The 16,390-nt window shown below is 35.7% G+C and carries 20 protein-coding genes; 10 read left to right on the plus strand and 10 right to left on the minus strand.

The features are described from left to right. Positions 1–14 precede the first annotated feature (14 nt). The 6 genes from QY331_07035 (at position 15) to QY331_07060 (ending at position 6,014) form a co-directional block, all read left to right on the plus strand. Positions 15–464: an SRPBCC domain-containing protein gene (locus QY331_07035; GenBank protein WKZ71003.1), complete on the plus strand. Its 450-nt coding sequence runs from the start codon at positions 15–17 to the stop codon at positions 462–464. Between the two features lie 38 nt (positions 465–502). Continuing rightward, positions 503–1,945 carry an MATE family efflux transporter gene (locus QY331_07040; GenBank protein WKZ71004.1) on the plus strand — a complete coding sequence of 481 codons (1,443 nt, stop codon included), beginning with the start codon at positions 503–505 and terminating at the stop codon, positions 1,943–1,945. Between the two features lie 153 nt (positions 1,946–2,098). After that, on the plus strand, positions 2,099–3,247 hold the full coding sequence (gene tgt, locus QY331_07045; protein ID WKZ71005.1) for a tRNA guanosine(34) transglycosylase Tgt: 1,149 nt from the start codon (positions 2,099–2,101) through the stop codon (positions 3,245–3,247). Then, positions 3,248–3,559 carry a preprotein translocase subunit YajC gene (yajC, locus tag QY331_07050; GenBank protein ID WKZ71006.1) on the plus strand — a complete coding sequence of 104 codons (312 nt, stop codon included), beginning with the start codon at positions 3,248–3,250 and terminating at the stop codon, positions 3,557–3,559. Positions 3,560–3,798: 239 nt separating this feature from the next. Continuing rightward, positions 3,799–4,689 carry an agmatinase gene (speB, locus tag QY331_07055; protein WKZ71007.1) on the plus strand — a complete coding sequence of 297 codons (891 nt, stop codon included), beginning with the start codon at positions 3,799–3,801 and terminating at the stop codon, positions 4,687–4,689. A gap of 11 nt (positions 4,690–4,700) precedes the next feature. Further along, complete coding sequence (locus tag QY331_07060; GenBank protein WKZ71008.1) at positions 4,701–6,014, plus strand: NfeD family protein; 1,314 nt, start codon at positions 4,701–4,703, stop codon at positions 6,012–6,014. A gap of 30 nt (positions 6,015–6,044) precedes the next feature. Here the strand turns inward: QY331_07060 and QY331_07065 are convergent, their stop codons facing one another. The 10 genes from QY331_07065 to QY331_07110 all read right to left on the minus strand — a co-directional run bounded on the left by QY331_07065 (position 6,045) and on the right by QY331_07110 (position 13,996). Beyond that, entirely contained in the window at positions 6,045–7,103 is a 1,059-nt protein-coding gene (locus tag QY331_07065) for a DUF6263 family protein (GenBank protein WKZ71009.1), read from the minus strand. 10 nt (positions 7,104–7,113) lie between these two features. Further along, a complete protein-coding gene (locus QY331_07070; GenBank protein ID WKZ71010.1) occupies positions 7,114–8,331 on the minus strand; it encodes a DUF1343 domain-containing protein in 1,218 nt (405 codons plus the stop codon). Between the two features lie 19 nt (positions 8,332–8,350). Continuing rightward, complete coding sequence (gene ndk / locus QY331_07075) at positions 8,351–8,782, minus strand: nucleoside-diphosphate kinase (protein WKZ71011.1); 432 nt, start codon at positions 8,780–8,782, stop codon at positions 8,351–8,353. Positions 8,783–8,929: 147 nt separating this feature from the next. After that, a complete protein-coding gene (gene sucD / locus QY331_07080) occupies positions 8,930–9,856 on the minus strand; it encodes a succinate--CoA ligase subunit alpha (GenBank protein ID WKZ71012.1) in 927 nt (308 codons plus the stop codon). Between the two features lie 155 nt (positions 9,857–10,011). Then, positions 10,012–11,418, minus strand: coding sequence for an Asp-tRNA(Asn)/Glu-tRNA(Gln) amidotransferase subunit GatA (gatA, locus tag QY331_07085; protein ID WKZ71013.1), 1,407 nt, complete (start codon positions 11,416–11,418; stop codon positions 10,012–10,014). 7 nt (positions 11,419–11,425) lie between these two features. Continuing rightward, complete coding sequence (gene tatA, locus QY331_07090) at positions 11,426–11,629, minus strand: twin-arginine translocase TatA/TatE family subunit (protein ID WKZ71014.1); 204 nt, start codon at positions 11,627–11,629, stop codon at positions 11,426–11,428. 11 nt (positions 11,630–11,640) lie between these two features. Next, positions 11,641–12,336, minus strand: a complete 696-nt coding sequence (gene purQ, locus QY331_07095; GenBank protein WKZ71015.1) for a phosphoribosylformylglycinamidine synthase subunit PurQ — start codon at positions 12,334–12,336, stop codon at positions 11,641–11,643. Continuing rightward, positions 12,333–12,584, minus strand: coding sequence for a phosphoribosylformylglycinamidine synthase subunit PurS (gene purS / locus QY331_07100; protein WKZ71016.1), 252 nt, complete (start codon positions 12,582–12,584; stop codon positions 12,333–12,335). Before purS ends, purQ begins: the two co-directional genes overlap by 4 nt. An 11-nt stretch (positions 12,585–12,595) precedes the next feature. Then, a complete protein-coding gene (pssA, locus tag QY331_07105) occupies positions 12,596–13,348 on the minus strand; it encodes a CDP-diacylglycerol--serine O-phosphatidyltransferase (protein ID WKZ71017.1) in 753 nt (250 codons plus the stop codon). Beyond that, positions 13,349–13,996, minus strand: coding sequence for a phosphatidylserine decarboxylase family protein (locus QY331_07110; GenBank protein WKZ71018.1), 648 nt, complete (start codon positions 13,994–13,996; stop codon positions 13,349–13,351). It abuts the gene before it with no gap. Positions 13,997–14,135: 139 nt separating this feature from the next. On the opposite strand from QY331_07110, the gene QY331_07115 reads away from it, so the two are divergent. From QY331_07115 to QY331_07130, 4 genes are read left to right on the plus strand one after another with little or no spacing between them, the layout of a single operon-like run. Then, complete coding sequence (locus tag QY331_07115) at positions 14,136–14,462, plus strand: YbaB/EbfC family nucleoid-associated protein (protein ID WKZ71019.1); 327 nt, start codon at positions 14,136–14,138, stop codon at positions 14,460–14,462. 1 nt (position 14,463) lies between these two features. Beyond that, positions 14,464–15,060: a recombination mediator RecR gene (recR, locus tag QY331_07120; GenBank protein ID WKZ71020.1), complete on the plus strand. Its 597-nt coding sequence runs from the start codon at positions 14,464–14,466 to the stop codon at positions 15,058–15,060. After that, a complete protein-coding gene (locus QY331_07125; GenBank protein ID WKZ71021.1) occupies positions 15,060–15,794 on the plus strand; it encodes a class I SAM-dependent methyltransferase in 735 nt (244 codons plus the stop codon). Before recR ends, QY331_07125 begins: the two co-directional genes overlap by 1 nt. Further along, entirely contained in the window at positions 15,791–16,363 is a 573-nt protein-coding gene (locus QY331_07130; protein ID WKZ71022.1) for a hypothetical protein, read from the plus strand. Before QY331_07125 ends, QY331_07130 begins: the two co-directional genes overlap by 4 nt. Positions 16,364–16,390 lie beyond the last annotated feature (27 nt).

Below are 16,390 nucleotides of genomic sequence, written 5' to 3' on the forward strand. Positions count from 1 at the left end.
ATAATGGAGGAAAGATGATTAAGATAAAATATTCAATTACAATAGATGCCTCAAAAGAAAAAGTATGGCACACAATGCTTGATCAAGAAACTTACAAACTATGGACCGAAGCATTTTCGCCCGGCTCGCATTATGTAGGCAACTGGGATAAAGGAAGTAAAATTCATTTTCTCGGACCGGATAAAGATGGAAATTTGGGAGGAATGGTCAGCCGGATAAAAGAAAATAGACCTTACGAATATATCTCAATCGAACATCTTGGTTTTTTTATAAATGGGAAAGAAGATACAGAAAGTGAAGCGGCGAAGTCTATGGCTGGAGCGCTTGAGAATTACACACTAATAGAAAGCGACGGTAAAACAGAAGTATTGGTGGATATGGATTCAACTGAGGAATATGAGGAAATGTTTAATGATATGTGGCCTAAAGCTCTAAACAAATTAAAAGAGCTTGCTGAAAAATAATTTAATTTTATAATTTCATATGGGTTTTCGAAAAAATATTGAAAGAAGATTCTGAATTAAATCAGCAAATTGATCAATTGGCAAATCAACCTAATTCTGTTTCTGTATGGCAGCAATTAAAAGAAGCAATCCGTGGAAGTGAAGCCGATTATACTAAGATTCCTATCGGTAAAGCCATTTTCTTACTTGCCATCCCTATGATTCTCGAACTAATAATGGAATCGACTTTTGCAGTCGTTGATATATATTTTGTCGGTACACTCGGTGCTTCTGCAGTTGCTACAGTCGGACTAACCGAAACTTATTTATTCCTTATTTACTCCATCGCAATGGGTCTTGCAATGGCTGTAACTGCAATTGTCGCCAGACGTATCGGTGAAAAAGAAAAAGAAAAAGCCGGTATTACAGCAGTTCAAGCTATTTTCATTGGTATTTTAGTTTCCTTGCCCTTTAGCTTAGCCGGATTATTTTTCTCTAAAGATCTGCTTGCACTCATGGGTGCAGATCAGTGGATTCTCGATCACGGTTACACATATACTCAATGGATGCTCGGCGGAAACGTTGTGGTCATGCTTCTTTTTGTTATCAACGCAATTTTTCGTGGTGCAGGAGACGCGGCTATTGCAATGCGTGTATTATGGATTGCAAACGGTATTAACATCATACTTGACCCCATTCTAATATTTGGTTTCGGACCGATTCCCGCTTACGGTCTTGAAGGTGCGGCAATTGCAACTACAATTGGCAGAGGCATTGGTGTTCTAACTCAAATATATCTTTTATTAAAGGGTGGTAAACATATTCGAGTCTTAGGGACATACATCAAAATTAATTGGTATGTAATTAAGAAAATTGTTCAAACTTCTTTAGGCGGTGTGGGACAAATGATTATTGCTATGGTTTCATGGGTTTTCATTATTAGAATAATTGCCGACTATGGAAGTGAAGCTGTCGCCGGAACTACAATTGCTCTTCGTATATTGATGTTTACAATGATGCCGGCATGGGGAATGTCTAATGCTGCCGCAACTCTTGTGGGACAAAATCTCGGCGCTAAAATGCCTGACCGGGCTGAACGTTCTGTATGGATTACCGGTCTGTGGAATATGGTGTTTTTAGTGGGAATTTCATTTGTTTTCTTCTTTTTCAATGAGGAATTGATTGCAATTTTTACAAACGATTTGAAGGTTATCTCGATTGGTGCTGAATGGATGAAAATAATTTCTTATTCCTATTTCGTTTACGGTTGGTGGATGGTGGCAATTCAAGCATTTAACGGTGCTGGCGATACAGCTACACCAACTAAAATTAATTTTTTCTTCTTTTGGCTCCTTGAAATTCCGCTAGCTTATTTTATGGCTAAAACAATTGGTCTGGAACACACAGGAATATTTTGGGCTATTTTTATCGCTGAAACCTCCGTCGGTTTATTCACGCTTTGGATTTTCACAAAAGGAAAATGGAAAAAGGTAGTCGTCTAGACATTTGCATTCTGATTGAATAAGGTAGTTATCGTCAATCATTAGTATAATGCTGTAATGATCCAATCATAACTCATCTTAATAATCATAGAAATCTGTGTTCCTTTTGTTCGATTACCCACATCAACAAAAAATAGATTATATTTGCATTCCATGAAATTCGAAATTCAACAAAAAGATTCTAATAGCAAAGCAAGAGCCGGGTATTTTGAGACGGAGCACGGCAAGGTTGAAACTCCCATTTTTATGCCTGTCGGTACTCAAGGAACTGTAAAAGCAATTACCTCGGAGCAGCTTAAAAACGAAGTGGGAGCACAGATAATTCTCGGAAATACTTATCATCTCTACCTTCGACCCGGGACTGAAGTACTTGAAAATGCCGGCGGATTACATAAATTTATGAATTGGGACAAACCGATTCTTACAGATAGTGGCGGATTTCAAGTTTTTAGTCTGGCAGAATTACGAAAACTGAAAAAAGATGGTGTCGAATTTCAATCTCATTTGGATGGATCGAAGCATTTTTTTACACCGGAAAAAGTAATCGGAATTCAACGGAGCATTGGTTCGGATATAATGATGCCTCTCGATGAATGTACTCCTTTCCCTTGCGAATATGAATACGCAGAAAAATCTCAAAAATTAACTAGTGATTGGGCAATTCTTAATAAAGAAGCTTTCGATAAATCCGATCCTTTATACGGACATAAACAGTATCTTTTTGGAATAATTCAAGGAAGTGTGTATAAAGATCTTCGTGAAAATTCTGCAAATGATTTGATAAAATTAGATTTTGACGGTTACTCAATCGGCGGACTCGCAGTTGGCGAACCTGCCGAAAAAATGTATGAAATTACTGACTTTACAACTGATATAATTCCCGAGACAAAACCGAGATATTTGATGGGTGTTGGCAGACCCGAAAATATTTTAGAATCGATAGCTCGTGGAGTTGATATGTTTGATTGCGTAATGCCGACTCGCAATGCACGAAACGCATATTTGTTTACTTCCGGTGGAGTTGTTACCATCAGAAACGCGACATATAAAAATGATCATACACCTTTGGACGCAACATGTGATTGTTATACATGTGCAAATTTTACACGGGCTTATTTGCGTCATCTGTATATTGCAAACGAAATTCTTGCTCTTACGCTTGGGACTATACACAACTTAACGTTTTATTTAAATTTGGTAAAAGAGGCTAGAAGCCGTATAATTGAAGGGTCGTTTTTGGATTGGAAGAACGAAATTGTTAAAAAGTTATCTATAAATGTAAATTCAATTAAGGAGGATTAAATGGAGTTGATATTTGCAATGGCTCCTCAAGGTGGCGATGGCGGCGGAAGTATGATAAGTACGCTAATTATGTTCGGTGCTATTTTTGCTATTTTTTATTTTATGATTATTCGTCCGCAGCAAAAGCGCGCCAAAGAACGCGATAAAATGTTATCCGCGGTTGCTAAAGGTGACAAAATCGTCACAAGCGGCGGTATCCATGGTACTGTTGCCGGACTCGATGAAAAAACCGTTTTAGTTGATGTTGGTAACAATGTCAAAATTAAAATGGAACGCTCTGCTATAGGAAGTATTGTCCAAAATAAAGAGTAAATTTCAGTTTGTTATGTAAAGAAAAAAGAGGCTTGTTTGAGTCTCTTTTTTTATTTTAAAGCACCCGAAGCTAAGTTCTTAATTTGGGAAGCCGTCAAAACGTTCATCTATCAATTTGCATTTCGATAACCCACGACTTAAGTCGTGGGTTAATAAGAAAGATTTAACATGATTAACCGTTTCAACGGTTTTTTGATAAATATAAAAATTAGTAATATTAAAAAGGTCGAAAGGCACAAATGAAAACACTCGGAATAAAAAAGAACTTTCTAGCAATTGAAAAGGAAGTTTCGTCGTACGAAAAATCTAAAATTGTAATTCTCTCCGCACCGTTTGAAAAAACAGTAAGCTACGGAAAAGGTACTGCTTCCGGACCAAAAGAAATTCTAAAAGCTTCACATTATGTTGAGTTTTATGATGAAGAACTAGACAGAGAATTAGTATTTGAAAAGGGCATAGCAACTTTACCGGAATTGAAATTCAAAAATGAATCGGTAAAAAAGGGAATCGAGAAAATTTATAAGAATGTTAAAAAGCTTATCGCCGATGGTAAATTTGTTGTGACATTGGGTGGTGAACATTCATTATCATCAGCTCCGGCAAAAGCACATTTTGAAGCTTATGAAAATTTATCAGTTCTTCAAATTGATGCCCATTCGGATTTGCGCGATTCTTATAATGGTTCAAAATATTCACATGCATCAGTTATGGCAAGAGTTGCCGAGTTCACAAAAGATATAGTTCAAGTCGGTATCCGCGCTCAATGTATTGAAGAATCGGTCTTTATCAGAGAAAATAACATTAAAACCTATTATGCACGTGATATTAAAAACGGTAAACACGGTGAAAATTGGCAAGATAAAGTTGTAAACGATTTAAAAGAAAATGTGTATGTTACATTTGATGTTGACGGACTTGATCCCTCAATAATCGCGGCGACGGGAACGCCGGAACCCGGTGGATTGTTATGGGATGAAACAATGAATCTTTTCAAGAAAATCGGTGAGAAGAAAAACATTGTCGGATTTGATGTTGTAGAACTCGCTCCTTCAAAATATCATGAAAGTTCAAGTTTTATGACTGCTAAGTTGGTTTACAAATTATTAAACTACAGTTTTCTCAATAAGTAAGTGAGGTAAACATGAGAAGGTTATTAACAATATTACTCCTTCTCTTAAGCGTATCGATTTTTGGTCAATCTAAAAAAGTCTATTACGGAAACATTGAAGGTGATATCGATCTAGGTTTAGCCCCGTATGTTAAACGAATAGTTGATGATGCGAATAAAAATTTTGCCGATGCCGTTATATTTAGAATAAATACTTTCGGCGGTAGAGTTGATGCAGCAACTCAAATCAAAGATGCTATACTCAACAGTAAAGTTCTTACAATTGCATTTGTTGATAAGCGTGCGATCTCAGCCGGATCATTAATCGCGCTTTCATGCGAAAAAATTGTAATGGTCCCGGGCGGTGCGATGGGAGCTACGACGGTGGTTGATCAAGCCGGTGCTAAGCAAGCGGAAAAAGTTCAATCTTATATGAGATCCGAAATGCGGGCGACTGCCGAAAGAAACGGACGACGAACCGATATCGCGGAAGCAATGGTTGATGAACGTGTCGTTATTGAAGGTCTGGTTGATTCAACACAACTTTTGACTTTAACTTCGGAAGAAGCTCTAAAATATGGAATGGCAGATACGCTTATTGCAACCTTTGATGAAGTTTTAGCCGCATTTAATCTAGAGAACGCCGAAATTATCGAAGAAGAAACGAATTGGGGCGAAGACGTAGTTAGATTTTTATCACATCCAATTGTTTCTTCAATTCTAATTATGGTTGCAATGATTGGTCTTTTTACCGAAATGAAAACTCCCGGCTGGGGTTTACCCGGCACTGCCGCATTAATTGCTCTCGTCCTTTTCTTCGGCTCGGGTTTAATTCTCGATTTAGTCTCTCTGCTTGAGATTATAATTTTTATAGTCGGGGTAATTTTACTTCTTATTGAAATTTTCGTGGTTCCGGGATTCGGTATATTTGGCTTACTCGGAATTGTGGCGGTTATTGGAAGTTTATTCCTCGGTCTGCTTGCAGATTTTGAAATTGTTACGTGGGAAATGCTTTCGACAGCAATATTACAATTAGCCGTTGCATTTGTAGTTACTTTTATTGCAGCATATTTTTTATCAAAACTTTTACCCAAGACATCATTTTTTAGCCGATTGATATTACATGATAATATTCTTACTAGATCCGGTTATGCAACCGAACCTGAAGCAAAGGAGTTAGTTGGGAAAGATGCTGAAGCGCTTACTGATTTACGTCCTTCCGGTACAGCACTAATTGACAACAAACGCATTGATGTTGTTACGGAAGGAGTTTTCCTTTCAAGAGGTACCAAGCTTGTTGTTATAAAAGAATCCGGATCAAAAGTTGTTGTAAGAGAAAAGAAATAGGGTTGACGGTAAGGCCAACCCTGTAAAAAATTAGTTTACTTTCAAAAGCTCAATAAAATTTCTATTAACTGAAAGATCCGATCTTCTAGCCGTTTCAGTTACGCCGCTTGGATTTTTTGCGGTTACTACTACATTCATTTCGGTTGTTGTAGTTAATTCTGATTTAATAACAATATTTTTCTCTATGTTAAAATAAGTTATTGCGTTACCGTCAATTTTTGGTTCTTCAAATTGATATGCCGCTTCACCTTGTTTTATATATCCGTCACCTTCGTAAGTGACATTCAAATCAGTCGTAATCTTTGCAACTAAATTATCGTCTTTTTGAACCACATCTCTCAGAGTACTTGTTGCAGTATTTGTTAGATTATAAAGTCCCATTGGCGATTCATAAACTAGATCCCAAGTAGAATCTATATTAGTTTCTTTTTCAGGTAAATATCTGAATAGTTGTTGAACTAATGGTTTCAATGCTTGTTCTTTCAACTGTGAGTTTATCTGCTCACGTTCTTCCGGTTTAATTGCGGGGGCTTGTTGAATCTCAAGATATCTATCAACTATTCCGGTGATATTATTTACTTCGACAATTCTTCCTTGATTGTTAATAACGACATCAAATGATTGATTTGGAAGTGAGCTGTATTCGGCGAATTTTAAATTGGTCTGCTCGTCATTAATAGCTTTTGAATCAAATGAAACAACCTCACCGTTATAATTAGCGGAAATTTCAACTGACTCAATTGATATTTTGACACGAGTATTGTTATCTGCTTGACCTAGTGATTCTAAATTAAAAATATAATTTAGTGTCTGTGAAACTTCATTTGTTATAGTGGAATCGGCAATGATCTTTTGATTAGTTGTGGCGACTGAAGTCAACTTGTAGGTCATTTTCTGACCTTGCGGAATTTCATAGTTTAATGCAAAAGCTTCGTTACGATCAATTCCGGAAGCCGCCTCAAATTCACCCGGAGCTTCAATCGAAGACTGACTTTCAGTATTGTCATTGCCGGATTCATTTTTTTTCTCATCACTTCCGCAGCTTATAAATATCATCAACGAAAGCAATAACACAAATAGTTTTTTCATTTCTTTTCCTTTAATAAAGTAAATAGTTTTTTCTAATCTCTTTAAACTCTGCTAAGTCTTTCCCCCAAGAATCTATAATTTCATTAACAGATTTATTGGAATTAATAAAATCTTTTATTTTAGCATTTCCCCAAAGCAAATCAAAGTGAGAAGTAAACTCAAAATTATCTCCATATAATTGTTGTAATGTTGTCAACAAGGTCAAAGCAGTTTTTAATGGATTATAATTTTCTCTACTAACTAATTTTAATTGAATACCTTCGCATATTTCGTTTTTATATTTAGGATTAGAAGCTTTATCCTCAATTGATACCGGAACAAATTCAATTGCTCTCAAAATAAAATCACCACTTAATATTGGAGTAAGTTCATCTTTCAACTTCTTGCTGTCTATAAACGGGGCACCAAAAATATGAAAAGGTGTATATGTTCCTCTTCCTTCAGAGATATTTGTTCCTTCAAAAAATACCGTAATAGGGTAGAGGAGAACGGATTCAAAATTTACAATATTCGGTGATGGATCCCGCCAAGGCAATTCCAATTCATCCCAGAATTTTGACCTATCCCAATTTTGCATTTTTATAACTTTTAGATCAGCTTTTGGAGCTATTCTATCATTAAAAAATAAGGCAAGCTCACCGATCGTCATTCCATGTATAACCGGAATATTGTCAACACCGACAAATGACTTAAAATTATCTTCGAGAATCGGACCGTCAACTAAAATTCCGCCAAGAGGATTCGGTCTGTCTAATACGATAATATCTACATTGTTTTCACCACATGCTTCTAAAAGATATAGCAATGAAGATATGTAAGTATAAAATCTCGTTCCGATATCTTGAATATCGAAAATAATTATGTCAAGATCAGCCATCATTTGCGGTGTCGGTTTTTTGTTTGAACCGTAAAGGGAGTGAATTTTTATTTGTTCAATTGTGGAATTTGGGATGACGACCCCCGCACCTTTTTGTAATTCGAAGCCGTGTTCTAATGCAAAAACACTTTGTATGGTTATGCCATCCAAATCTAATAATGCATCTATAAATCGCTCTCCGCTTGATAACGTTGCAGCAGTGTTTGTAACCACACCGATTCTTTTTCCTTTAATCAGGTCTAAGTGCTCGGTGAGCAGAACATCGTTACCAAGTTTAATCTTCTGTGCGTATAAAAAAGAAAATGCGGCAAAAAATATTGCCGCATAATTCAAAAATCTGTTATTGATCAAAGTAAAAATCCGAATAAAATTAAAATCCGTTTATATCTAACAATTCTTTTCTTGTGAAGAAATGAGAAATTTCTTTAGCTGCGTTTTCATCGGAATCCGATCCGTGAACTATATTTTGTTCGATGTTTTCAGCATACATTTTTCTGATTGTTCCTTCAGCAGCTTTTGATGGATCGGTTGCACCGATTAATTTTCTGAATTCCTCAACTGCATTTTCTTTTTCCAATGCGATCGGTACACATGGTCCGCTTGTCATATACTCCAACAAATCATTATAGAAAGGTCTTTCTTTATGAATTTCATAGAACCCGCCGGCTGAATCTTTTGTCAATCTAACCATCTTCATTCCTAATACTTTGAATCCGGCATCTTGTATGTGCGATACAACTTTTCCGATCAGATTTTTTCTTACACAGTCAGGTTTCAATATTGCTAATGTTCTGTTACTCACTATCTAACTCCTTTGGTTTATATCTATTTTGTCATTCTGAGGAGTGATGATTTTTATCGCGACGAAGAATCTCACTTTATCTTTTATAAAATTCTCGCGACATTCATTCCGCTATGTTTAACTCAGAATGATTATTAATTAACTTATTTATTTCTTCTTATTTTTCTTTTTTGCTTTGCTCTTTTTTTTCTTATCACCGTAAAATTCATCAAGTGCTTCTTTCATTTTAATACCGATTTCAGCCGGACTTAACGCAACTTTTATTCCTGCTTTTTTCATCGCTTTGATTTTTTCATCAGCTGTTCCTTTACCACCGGAAATAATTGCACCGGCATGACCCATTCTTCTTCCGGGAGGTGCCGTTCTACCGGCAATAAATCCAACTACAGGCTTGTTAACATATTTTTTAACATAAGCTGCTGCTTCTTCTTCTGCACTTCCGCCGATTTCACCGATCATTACTATTCCTTCGGTATTCGGATCTTCATTGAACAATTTTATAATATCTATAAATTGAGAACCGATAATCGGATCACCACCAATACCAACGCAAGTAGATTGTCCGATTTTCAAATCACTTAATTGTTTTACTGCTTCGTAAGTTAATGTTCCGCTTCTTGAAACAACACCGACTTTACCTTTACGATGAATGAATCCCGGCATAATTCCGATCTTTGCTTTTCCGGGTGATATTATACCCGGACAGTTCGGACCAATTAATCGCACATCCATATTTTTAATTGAATTATAAACCTTAGTCATATCTTTTACTGGTATGCCTTCGGTGATACATATTATTAATTTTACACCGGCATTTGCTGCTTCTAAAATTGCATCGGCTGCAAAACCGGGTGGCACAAAGATAACCGATGCTTCAGCTTTCTTTTTTTCAACCGCATCCGCAACAGTATTAAATACTGGAATACCTTGAAATTTGGTTCCGCCTTTACCGGGAGTTACACCGGCAACAACATTTGTCCCGTATTCAACCATTTGACCGGTATGAAAAGAACCTTCACCACCGGTGATTCCTTGAACTACAACTCTTGTTTTTTTGTCGAGTAGAATACTCATATTATTTCCCGTTTATTTTTTACTAAAATTAGAATTATTAACTAAGCAAGTTATAAAAAATTGATAAATTTTACTTCGCTATTTGAGTTCGTCAGGAATCTTAAAAGCCCAACTTTTTCAAAAAGTTGGGCTTTTACCTTTTACTTTGGTAAACTTCATTTTGTCATTTGCTCTGCAATTTTTAGTAGTTTTTCTTCCATAAAATGCGGCGCCATAAATTGTATTCCTACCGGAAAAGAATCCTTCTCTTTCCATGGAATACTGATTGCCGGAATACCGGTTAAATTTGCAGATACAGTATAAATATCACCTAGATACATTTGAAGCGGATTATTAACAGTTTCACCAATTTTGTATGCTGGTGTTGGCGCTGTTGGAGATATTATCAAATCAACTTTTTCAAATGCTCTATCGAAATCTTCTTTTATCAATCGCCGGACTTTTTGAGCTTTTGTATAATATGCATCATAATATCCCGATGAAAGCACATAAGTCCCCAACATAATTCTTCGTTTTACTTCTTTCCCGAATCCTTCTGTTTTTGTCTTATCATACAATTCGTCGAATGATTTGATTTCTTTACTTCTTAATCCATAACGCACACCGTCAAATCTTGCCAAATTTGCCGATGCTTCGGCAGTGACTAAAATATAATATGTGGCAATCGTAAATTCTGAGTGGGGAAGTGAAATATCAACTATTTCATGCCCGAGATTTTTGAGCTTGTCAATTGATGAATCAATTGCAGCTATAACATTTTCGTCAAGTCCTTCGACAAAATATTCCTTTGGAACACCAATTTTTAGATATCCATCTAAAGAATTTTTTTCAACACTGTAAGAATCAATGTCAACGGATGTAGAATCAAGATCATCTTTCCCGGTTAAAACATCGAGCAATAATTCTAAGTCTTGCTGATTCTTTGTAATCGGCCCAACACAATCAAATGATGATCCATATGCTGTCAGTCCGTAACGTGAAACTCTGCCGTATGTCGGTTTCAAACCAAAAGTTCCGGTAAAAGCCGCCGGTTGTCTAATTGAACCGCCGGTATCCGTCCCGATTGCAGCATCGCAAAGATTTGCAGCGACTGCTGCAGCCGAACCACCGCTTGAACCACCCGGGACTCTAGTTCTATCAAGTGGATTTAACACAGCTCCGAATGCAGAATTTTCGTTGGTAGAACCCATTGCGAATTCATCACAATTTGTTTTCCCGATTATTATTGCATCCTCATCGATCAATTTTTGAATTGAAGTGGCTGTGTAAACTGATTCAAATCCGTTCAATATTTTTGATGAGCAGGTGAGAGGTTTGTCTTTAATTGCTAGTAAATCTTTAACCGCTATTACCATCCCGGCAAGTTTGCCGTGATTCCCGCTTAATATTTTCTGCTCGATTAACTTTGCATTCTCAATCGCATCTTCAAATACAAAGTTAAAGGCGTTTATATCCTTTTGATTAGAAATATGATTCAAAAAAAACTCAACATTCTCCACGAGAGATAGTTGAGCTTTTCGAATTAATTCAAGTTTTTCAGTGTGATTTTTATACAACAGCACTTTTTGATTATTCGTTTTTGTCTTTAACTTCTTTTTTAACTTCTTTATCCGTTGTTTTTATATCATCTTCAACATCACGGACAGCCTTTTTGAATTCCTTCATCCCTTTTCCGATACCTTGAGCGAGTTCGGGAATTTTTTTAGCACCGAATAAAATCAAAATTGCTAATACGATTAATATTATTTCAGTTGCGCCTAAACTTCCAAACATAATTCACCTCATTAATTAAATAAACTATTTGCAATCGACTTAAAGATAAGCTGACCGTCTGTCTTTCTCAATATCGGGTCGCATGCATTTTCCGGATGGGGCATAAGTCCCATTACATTTTGTTTCTTGTTCATTATACCGGCAATGTTGCTAATTGATCCGTTTGGATTATATTCATTGCTGACTTTGCCGTTTTTAGAAGAATATCTAAATATTATTTGCCCGTTCTTCTCTAATTCGGTCACGGTTTTTACATCTGCGTAATAGTTTCCTTCGCCATGTTTAATAGGAATCTTAATCGGATCTTTGTCGATTGAGTTGGTAAACGGTGTATTTTTATTCTCGACTTTCAAATAAATATCCTTGCAAACAAATTTTAGTGATTCATTTACTTGCATTGTTCCGGGAAGTAATCCTGCTTCAAGTAAGATCTGAAAACCGTTGCATATACCGAGAACAATTCCACCTTTTTCCGCAAATTCTGTAACTTGATCCATAATTGGTGAGAACTTCGCAATTGCACCTGTTCTGAGATAATCACCGTATGAAAATCCACCAGGTAAAACTATCACATCTATTCCATTGAACGAAGTATCCTTGTGCCATAAGAATTCCGCATCAAAGTCTAAAACTTTTTTAATTGCATAGAAAGCATCATAATCACAATTTGAACCGGGAAAAGTAACTACTCCGAATTTTGGTTTCATTTTACTTTTTCCAGGCGAAATTCAAAATCTTCCATGATGGGATTAGAAAGAAGTTTCTCACTGTATTCTTTTACTTCCTTTTCAGCGGATTTTTCATCATTTGTATCGATGTTGAACTCAATATATTTCCCGATTCGAGTTCCGGAAACATTATTAAATCCAAGCAATTTTGCGCCTTGTTCGGCGGCCTTACCTTGCGGATCCAAAATTTTTGGTCTTCTTTTTACTATAACCGTGGCTTTATACAAAATTTATCCTTTTAGTTTGTTTCTTCGGTTAATGAATCATCACTTGAAGAGTTTGAGATAAGCTCAAATACTTTTCGAAAAATACCAAATAAAACCAACACAAAAAATACATAAAAAAGAAAATTACCTTCCGAATAAATTAATGCGATAATCGAAAGAATAATAAAGCCGATAAAAACCGGTTTCCTTTTTAGTGAATCAATAGAAATTTTTGGCAAAGCATTATACTTTACGGTACTTACCATCAATATGGATAGGATAATTATCAAAGGAATCACAAAACTGTCATAAGGAGAAATTATTGAACCATCGGAATAAAAGTTCCAAACAAATGATGATAATGTTAATGCAGCAATGGGAATCGGTAAACCTTTGAAATCCGTTTTGACTGAATAATCGCTGACTTGTACATTAAATCTTGCTAATCGAAATGCACCGAATACGACATAAGCACCGCTGATTAAAATGCCTAACCAACCGAATTCATAAAGTGAAGTATGATAAATTAAAAAAGCCGGGGCGACTCCGAAACTAATCACATCGGAAAGTGAATCCAATTGAACACCGAATTCACTGCTGGTTTTTACTAATCTCGCCAATATGCCGTCAAACAAATCAAACAATCCCGCGAATACAATAAAGAAAAAAGCCATTTCATATTGCGAGTTAACACTCAATGTAATCGAAATATAACCGCAGAGCGCATTAAGTGCCGTAAAAGAATTTGGTATGATTGCTTTGGAAAGTCTGAAATTTTTCTTCATCTATCTCTCAAATAAAATTGTTTCACCGGCTGCAACTATATCACCTTCTTTAACATTAATCTTCCAACCTTTAGGTACAATAACATCAACTCGACTTCCAAATTTTATCATACCGAAACGTTCACCGATTCTTACCTCATCACCAAGCTTCAGATCATAAACAATTCTTCTTGCAACAAAACCGGCAACTTGTGTAAATAGTACTTTACCATGTTCTGAAGTTATGCCAATTTCACTTCGTTCATTTGCAGAATCTGCTTTGTCGTGATAAGCTACAAGGTATTCACCTTCAACATAGTTCAAGAAGTCAACTTTACCATTGATGGGGATTCTGTTTACATGAACATTTAACGGAGACATAAAAATAGAAACTTGAATTCCTTCGGAATTAAGGAATCTTTTTTCGAATACATCCTTTATAATCAGTATTTTCCCGTCAGCCGGAGAAATAATTACATTTTCTGTTTTGGGTGGAGTTCTGTCCGGATCGCGGAAAAAATTGAGTGAGAATACAATTAAGAAAAGACTAATCGCACCCAGAATATATCTTAAATATGTGTGATTGACCAAAACAGCAATTGCTATTAGTATAAATACGACTAAAAATACCCAGCCTAATGTTGAATACCCATATTTTGTTAAAAACATAATTTTACTTTTTGCCCTTTAAAATGAATTGAAAAATAACATTTTTACTCTTCAATTTCTTTGTGTATCAATTTTTTGTTAATTTTGATTTTAATTAAAAAACGCAATTTTTTTATTTAAGGAATTATCAGGAGGAAAAATGAAAGGCGGAATGCAAGGGATGATGAAACAAGTCCAGAAGATGCAAGCCGAAATGGAAAGGGTTCAGAATGAACTTGGGAATAAAACTGTTACTGAAGAAAGCGGCGGCGGTGTTGTTAAAGCTACCGTCAACGGAAAAAAAGAGTTGATCTCTATCCAAATAGATGAAGAAATTATCAAAGGTGAAGATCGCGAAATGTTAGAAGACTTAGTTGTCGCGGCAGTAAATAAAGCTTTAGAAAGTGCCGGGAAAATGGCCGAAGAAGAAATGGGTAATGTTACGAGAGGTATGATACCTCCCGGATTAAATATTCCGGGGTTCTAAATTGCAAATTGCGGAACCACTCCAAATAGCTATTGATGAATTGAGCAAACTTCCTTCTATCGGGAGGAAGACTGCTCAACGTCTTGCTCTTCACCTTCTTAAAACCGATCATGCAAATGTTGAAAGTCTTGTTAAAGCAATTACAGATCTAAAGGATAAAATTAGATTTTGCTCAATCTGTTTTAATTTATCGGTAGATGAAACATGTGACATCTGTAAGAGTCAAAAACGAGATCGATCGGTAATTTGTGTCGTTGAAGAAGCAAGCGATATAATTGCAATCGAAAGAACTAACGAGTTTAACGGAATATACCACGTTATAGGAGGTGTGTTATCTCCGCTTAGTGGTGTTGGCGTCGACGATCTTCACATACATGAATTAATCAAGCGGCTTCACTCCGAAGAAATTAAAGAAATTATACTAGCCTTGAATCCCGATACCGAAGGGGACACAACTTCACTCTATCTTGCAAAACTTATTAAACCACTCAATATCAAAGTCACCAGAATTGCGCGTGGATTACCGATCGGCGGCGATCTTGAATTTGCAGATGATGCGACAATCGGACGTGCAGTTTTAGGTAGAAGTGATCTGTAATGGGGCAATGGTACGAAGATTGGTTCGCATCTGATCTTTATCTTGACGTGTATAAGCATCGCAATGTAGAAGATGCTCAAAAACTCTTAAAATTAATAACTAATAACTTATCCGTATCAAAAAATGATCTTATTCTGGACGCAGCCTGCGGAGCGGGTCGATATTCAAATTTGTTGTTAAAAAATGGATTCAACGTTATTGGTTTTGATCTTAGTTTACCTTTACTGAAAAACGCACAAAAAAACTCTAAGAAAATTATTAATGAAAATATCTTCTTTCGTGGTGATATTCGTTCGGTTCAACTAAAAAAGAAATTCGGGTTGATATTAAATGTCTTCACAAGTTTCGGATACTTTGATACTGACGAAGAGAATTTCATGTTTATTAATAATTCCATAAATTTTCTTAATGAACATGGGTATTTTGTATTTGATTATATTAATAAGAAACAATTGATTCAAAATCTTGTACCATATTCCGAGCGAAATGACGAAGACTTTATTATCAAAGAAACGAGAAGAATATATAACGAACGTGTAATTAAGGATATCGAAATTCATAAAGAAAATAAGAAGTTTAATTTCACTGAATCGGTAAGACTATATAGTTCAGATGAACTGATAAAAGTATTTCAACAAAGCGGTTATAAAGTCATAAATGTTTTTGGTAATTATAAGGGCGATCAGTATAATAGTGAAAATTCTGAAAGGATTATACTCTTTCTACAAAAATGAAAATTAAGATCACCATATTACTATTAGTTGTATTTATTTTTTCTTGCGATTTATTCACTACGCGCGATGAAGAAGAACCGAAAAATATTGGTTCGACATACGTACCGCCGACTACACCTCAACTCTTATTTGAAAATCTTAAAAATTCTCTTTCTGAAAAAGTTATCGAAAATTATTTAGCTTCGTTCGTCGATTCTGCATTTATCAATTCAAAATTTAAATATATAGCTGCATCCGGTGCGGCAGCTACTTTTCAAACATTAGCCGATTGGGATTTATCGGCCGAAAGAATTTATATCAACAATGTATTTTCATCGGTTCAAAACGGTAAAATTATTCTCTCACTAATTAATGAAAATTCAACTCCGCAAGGTGACAGTTCAATTTACTTTTTTGATTACTCATTGAATGTACCTTTAAGCAATCCTGAATTACCAAGTGTTTATGGCGGAAGTGTTGAATTTGTTATCAAACTCGATTCACGAAATCAATGGGTAATTACAACTTGGCGTGATATTCAAAAAGAAAATTTACCTAGCTGGAGTGAACTAAGAGGAAGATTTTATTAAGTCGATTTTTTTTATATCATTTATTTT

The organism is Melioribacteraceae bacterium (assembly GCA_030584085.1).
GTDB lineage: Bacteria > Bacteroidota > Ignavibacteria > Ignavibacteriales > Melioribacteraceae > SURF-28.

Bases quoted from the DNA above. Each gene is read 5' to 3' on its own strand.
- QY331_07035 (WKZ71003.1), top strand. From the start codon at position 15: ATGATTAAGATAAAATATTCAATTACAATAGATGCCTCAAAAGAAAAA.
- tgt (WKZ71005.1), top strand. From the start codon at position 2,099: ATGAAATTCGAAATTCAACAAAAAGATTCTAATAGCAAAGCAAGAGCC.
- yajC (WKZ71006.1), top strand. From the start codon at position 3,248: ATGGAGTTGATATTTGCAATGGCTCCTCAAGGTGGCGATGGCGGCGGA.
- speB (WKZ71007.1), top strand. From the start codon at position 3,799: ATGAAAACACTCGGAATAAAAAAGAACTTTCTAGCAATTGAAAAGGAA.
- QY331_07060 (WKZ71008.1), top strand. From the start codon at position 4,701: ATGAGAAGGTTATTAACAATATTACTCCTTCTCTTAAGCGTATCGATT.
- QY331_07065 (WKZ71009.1), bottom strand. From the start codon at position 7,103: ATGAAAAAACTATTTGTGTTATTGCTTTCGTTGATGATATTTATAAGC.
- sucD (WKZ71012.1), bottom strand. From the start codon at position 9,856: ATGAGTATTCTACTCGACAAAAAAACAAGAGTTGTAGTTCAAGGAATC.
- tatA (WKZ71014.1), bottom strand. From the start codon at position 11,629: ATGTTTGGAAGTTTAGGCGCAACTGAAATAATATTAATCGTATTAGCA.
- purQ (WKZ71015.1), bottom strand. From the start codon at position 12,336: ATGAAACCAAAATTCGGAGTAGTTACTTTTCCCGGTTCAAATTGTGAT.
- pssA (WKZ71017.1), bottom strand. From the start codon at position 13,348: ATGAAGAAAAATTTCAGACTTTCCAAAGCAATCATACCAAATTCTTTT.
- QY331_07110 (WKZ71018.1), bottom strand. From the start codon at position 13,996: ATGTTTTTAACAAAATATGGGTATTCAACATTAGGCTGGGTATTTTTA.
- QY331_07115 (WKZ71019.1), top strand. From the start codon at position 14,136: ATGAAAGGCGGAATGCAAGGGATGATGAAACAAGTCCAGAAGATGCAA.
- QY331_07125 (WKZ71021.1), top strand. From the start codon at position 15,060: ATGGGGCAATGGTACGAAGATTGGTTCGCATCTGATCTTTATCTTGAC.
- QY331_07130 (WKZ71022.1), top strand. From the start codon at position 15,791: ATGAAAATTAAGATCACCATATTACTATTAGTTGTATTTATTTTTTCT.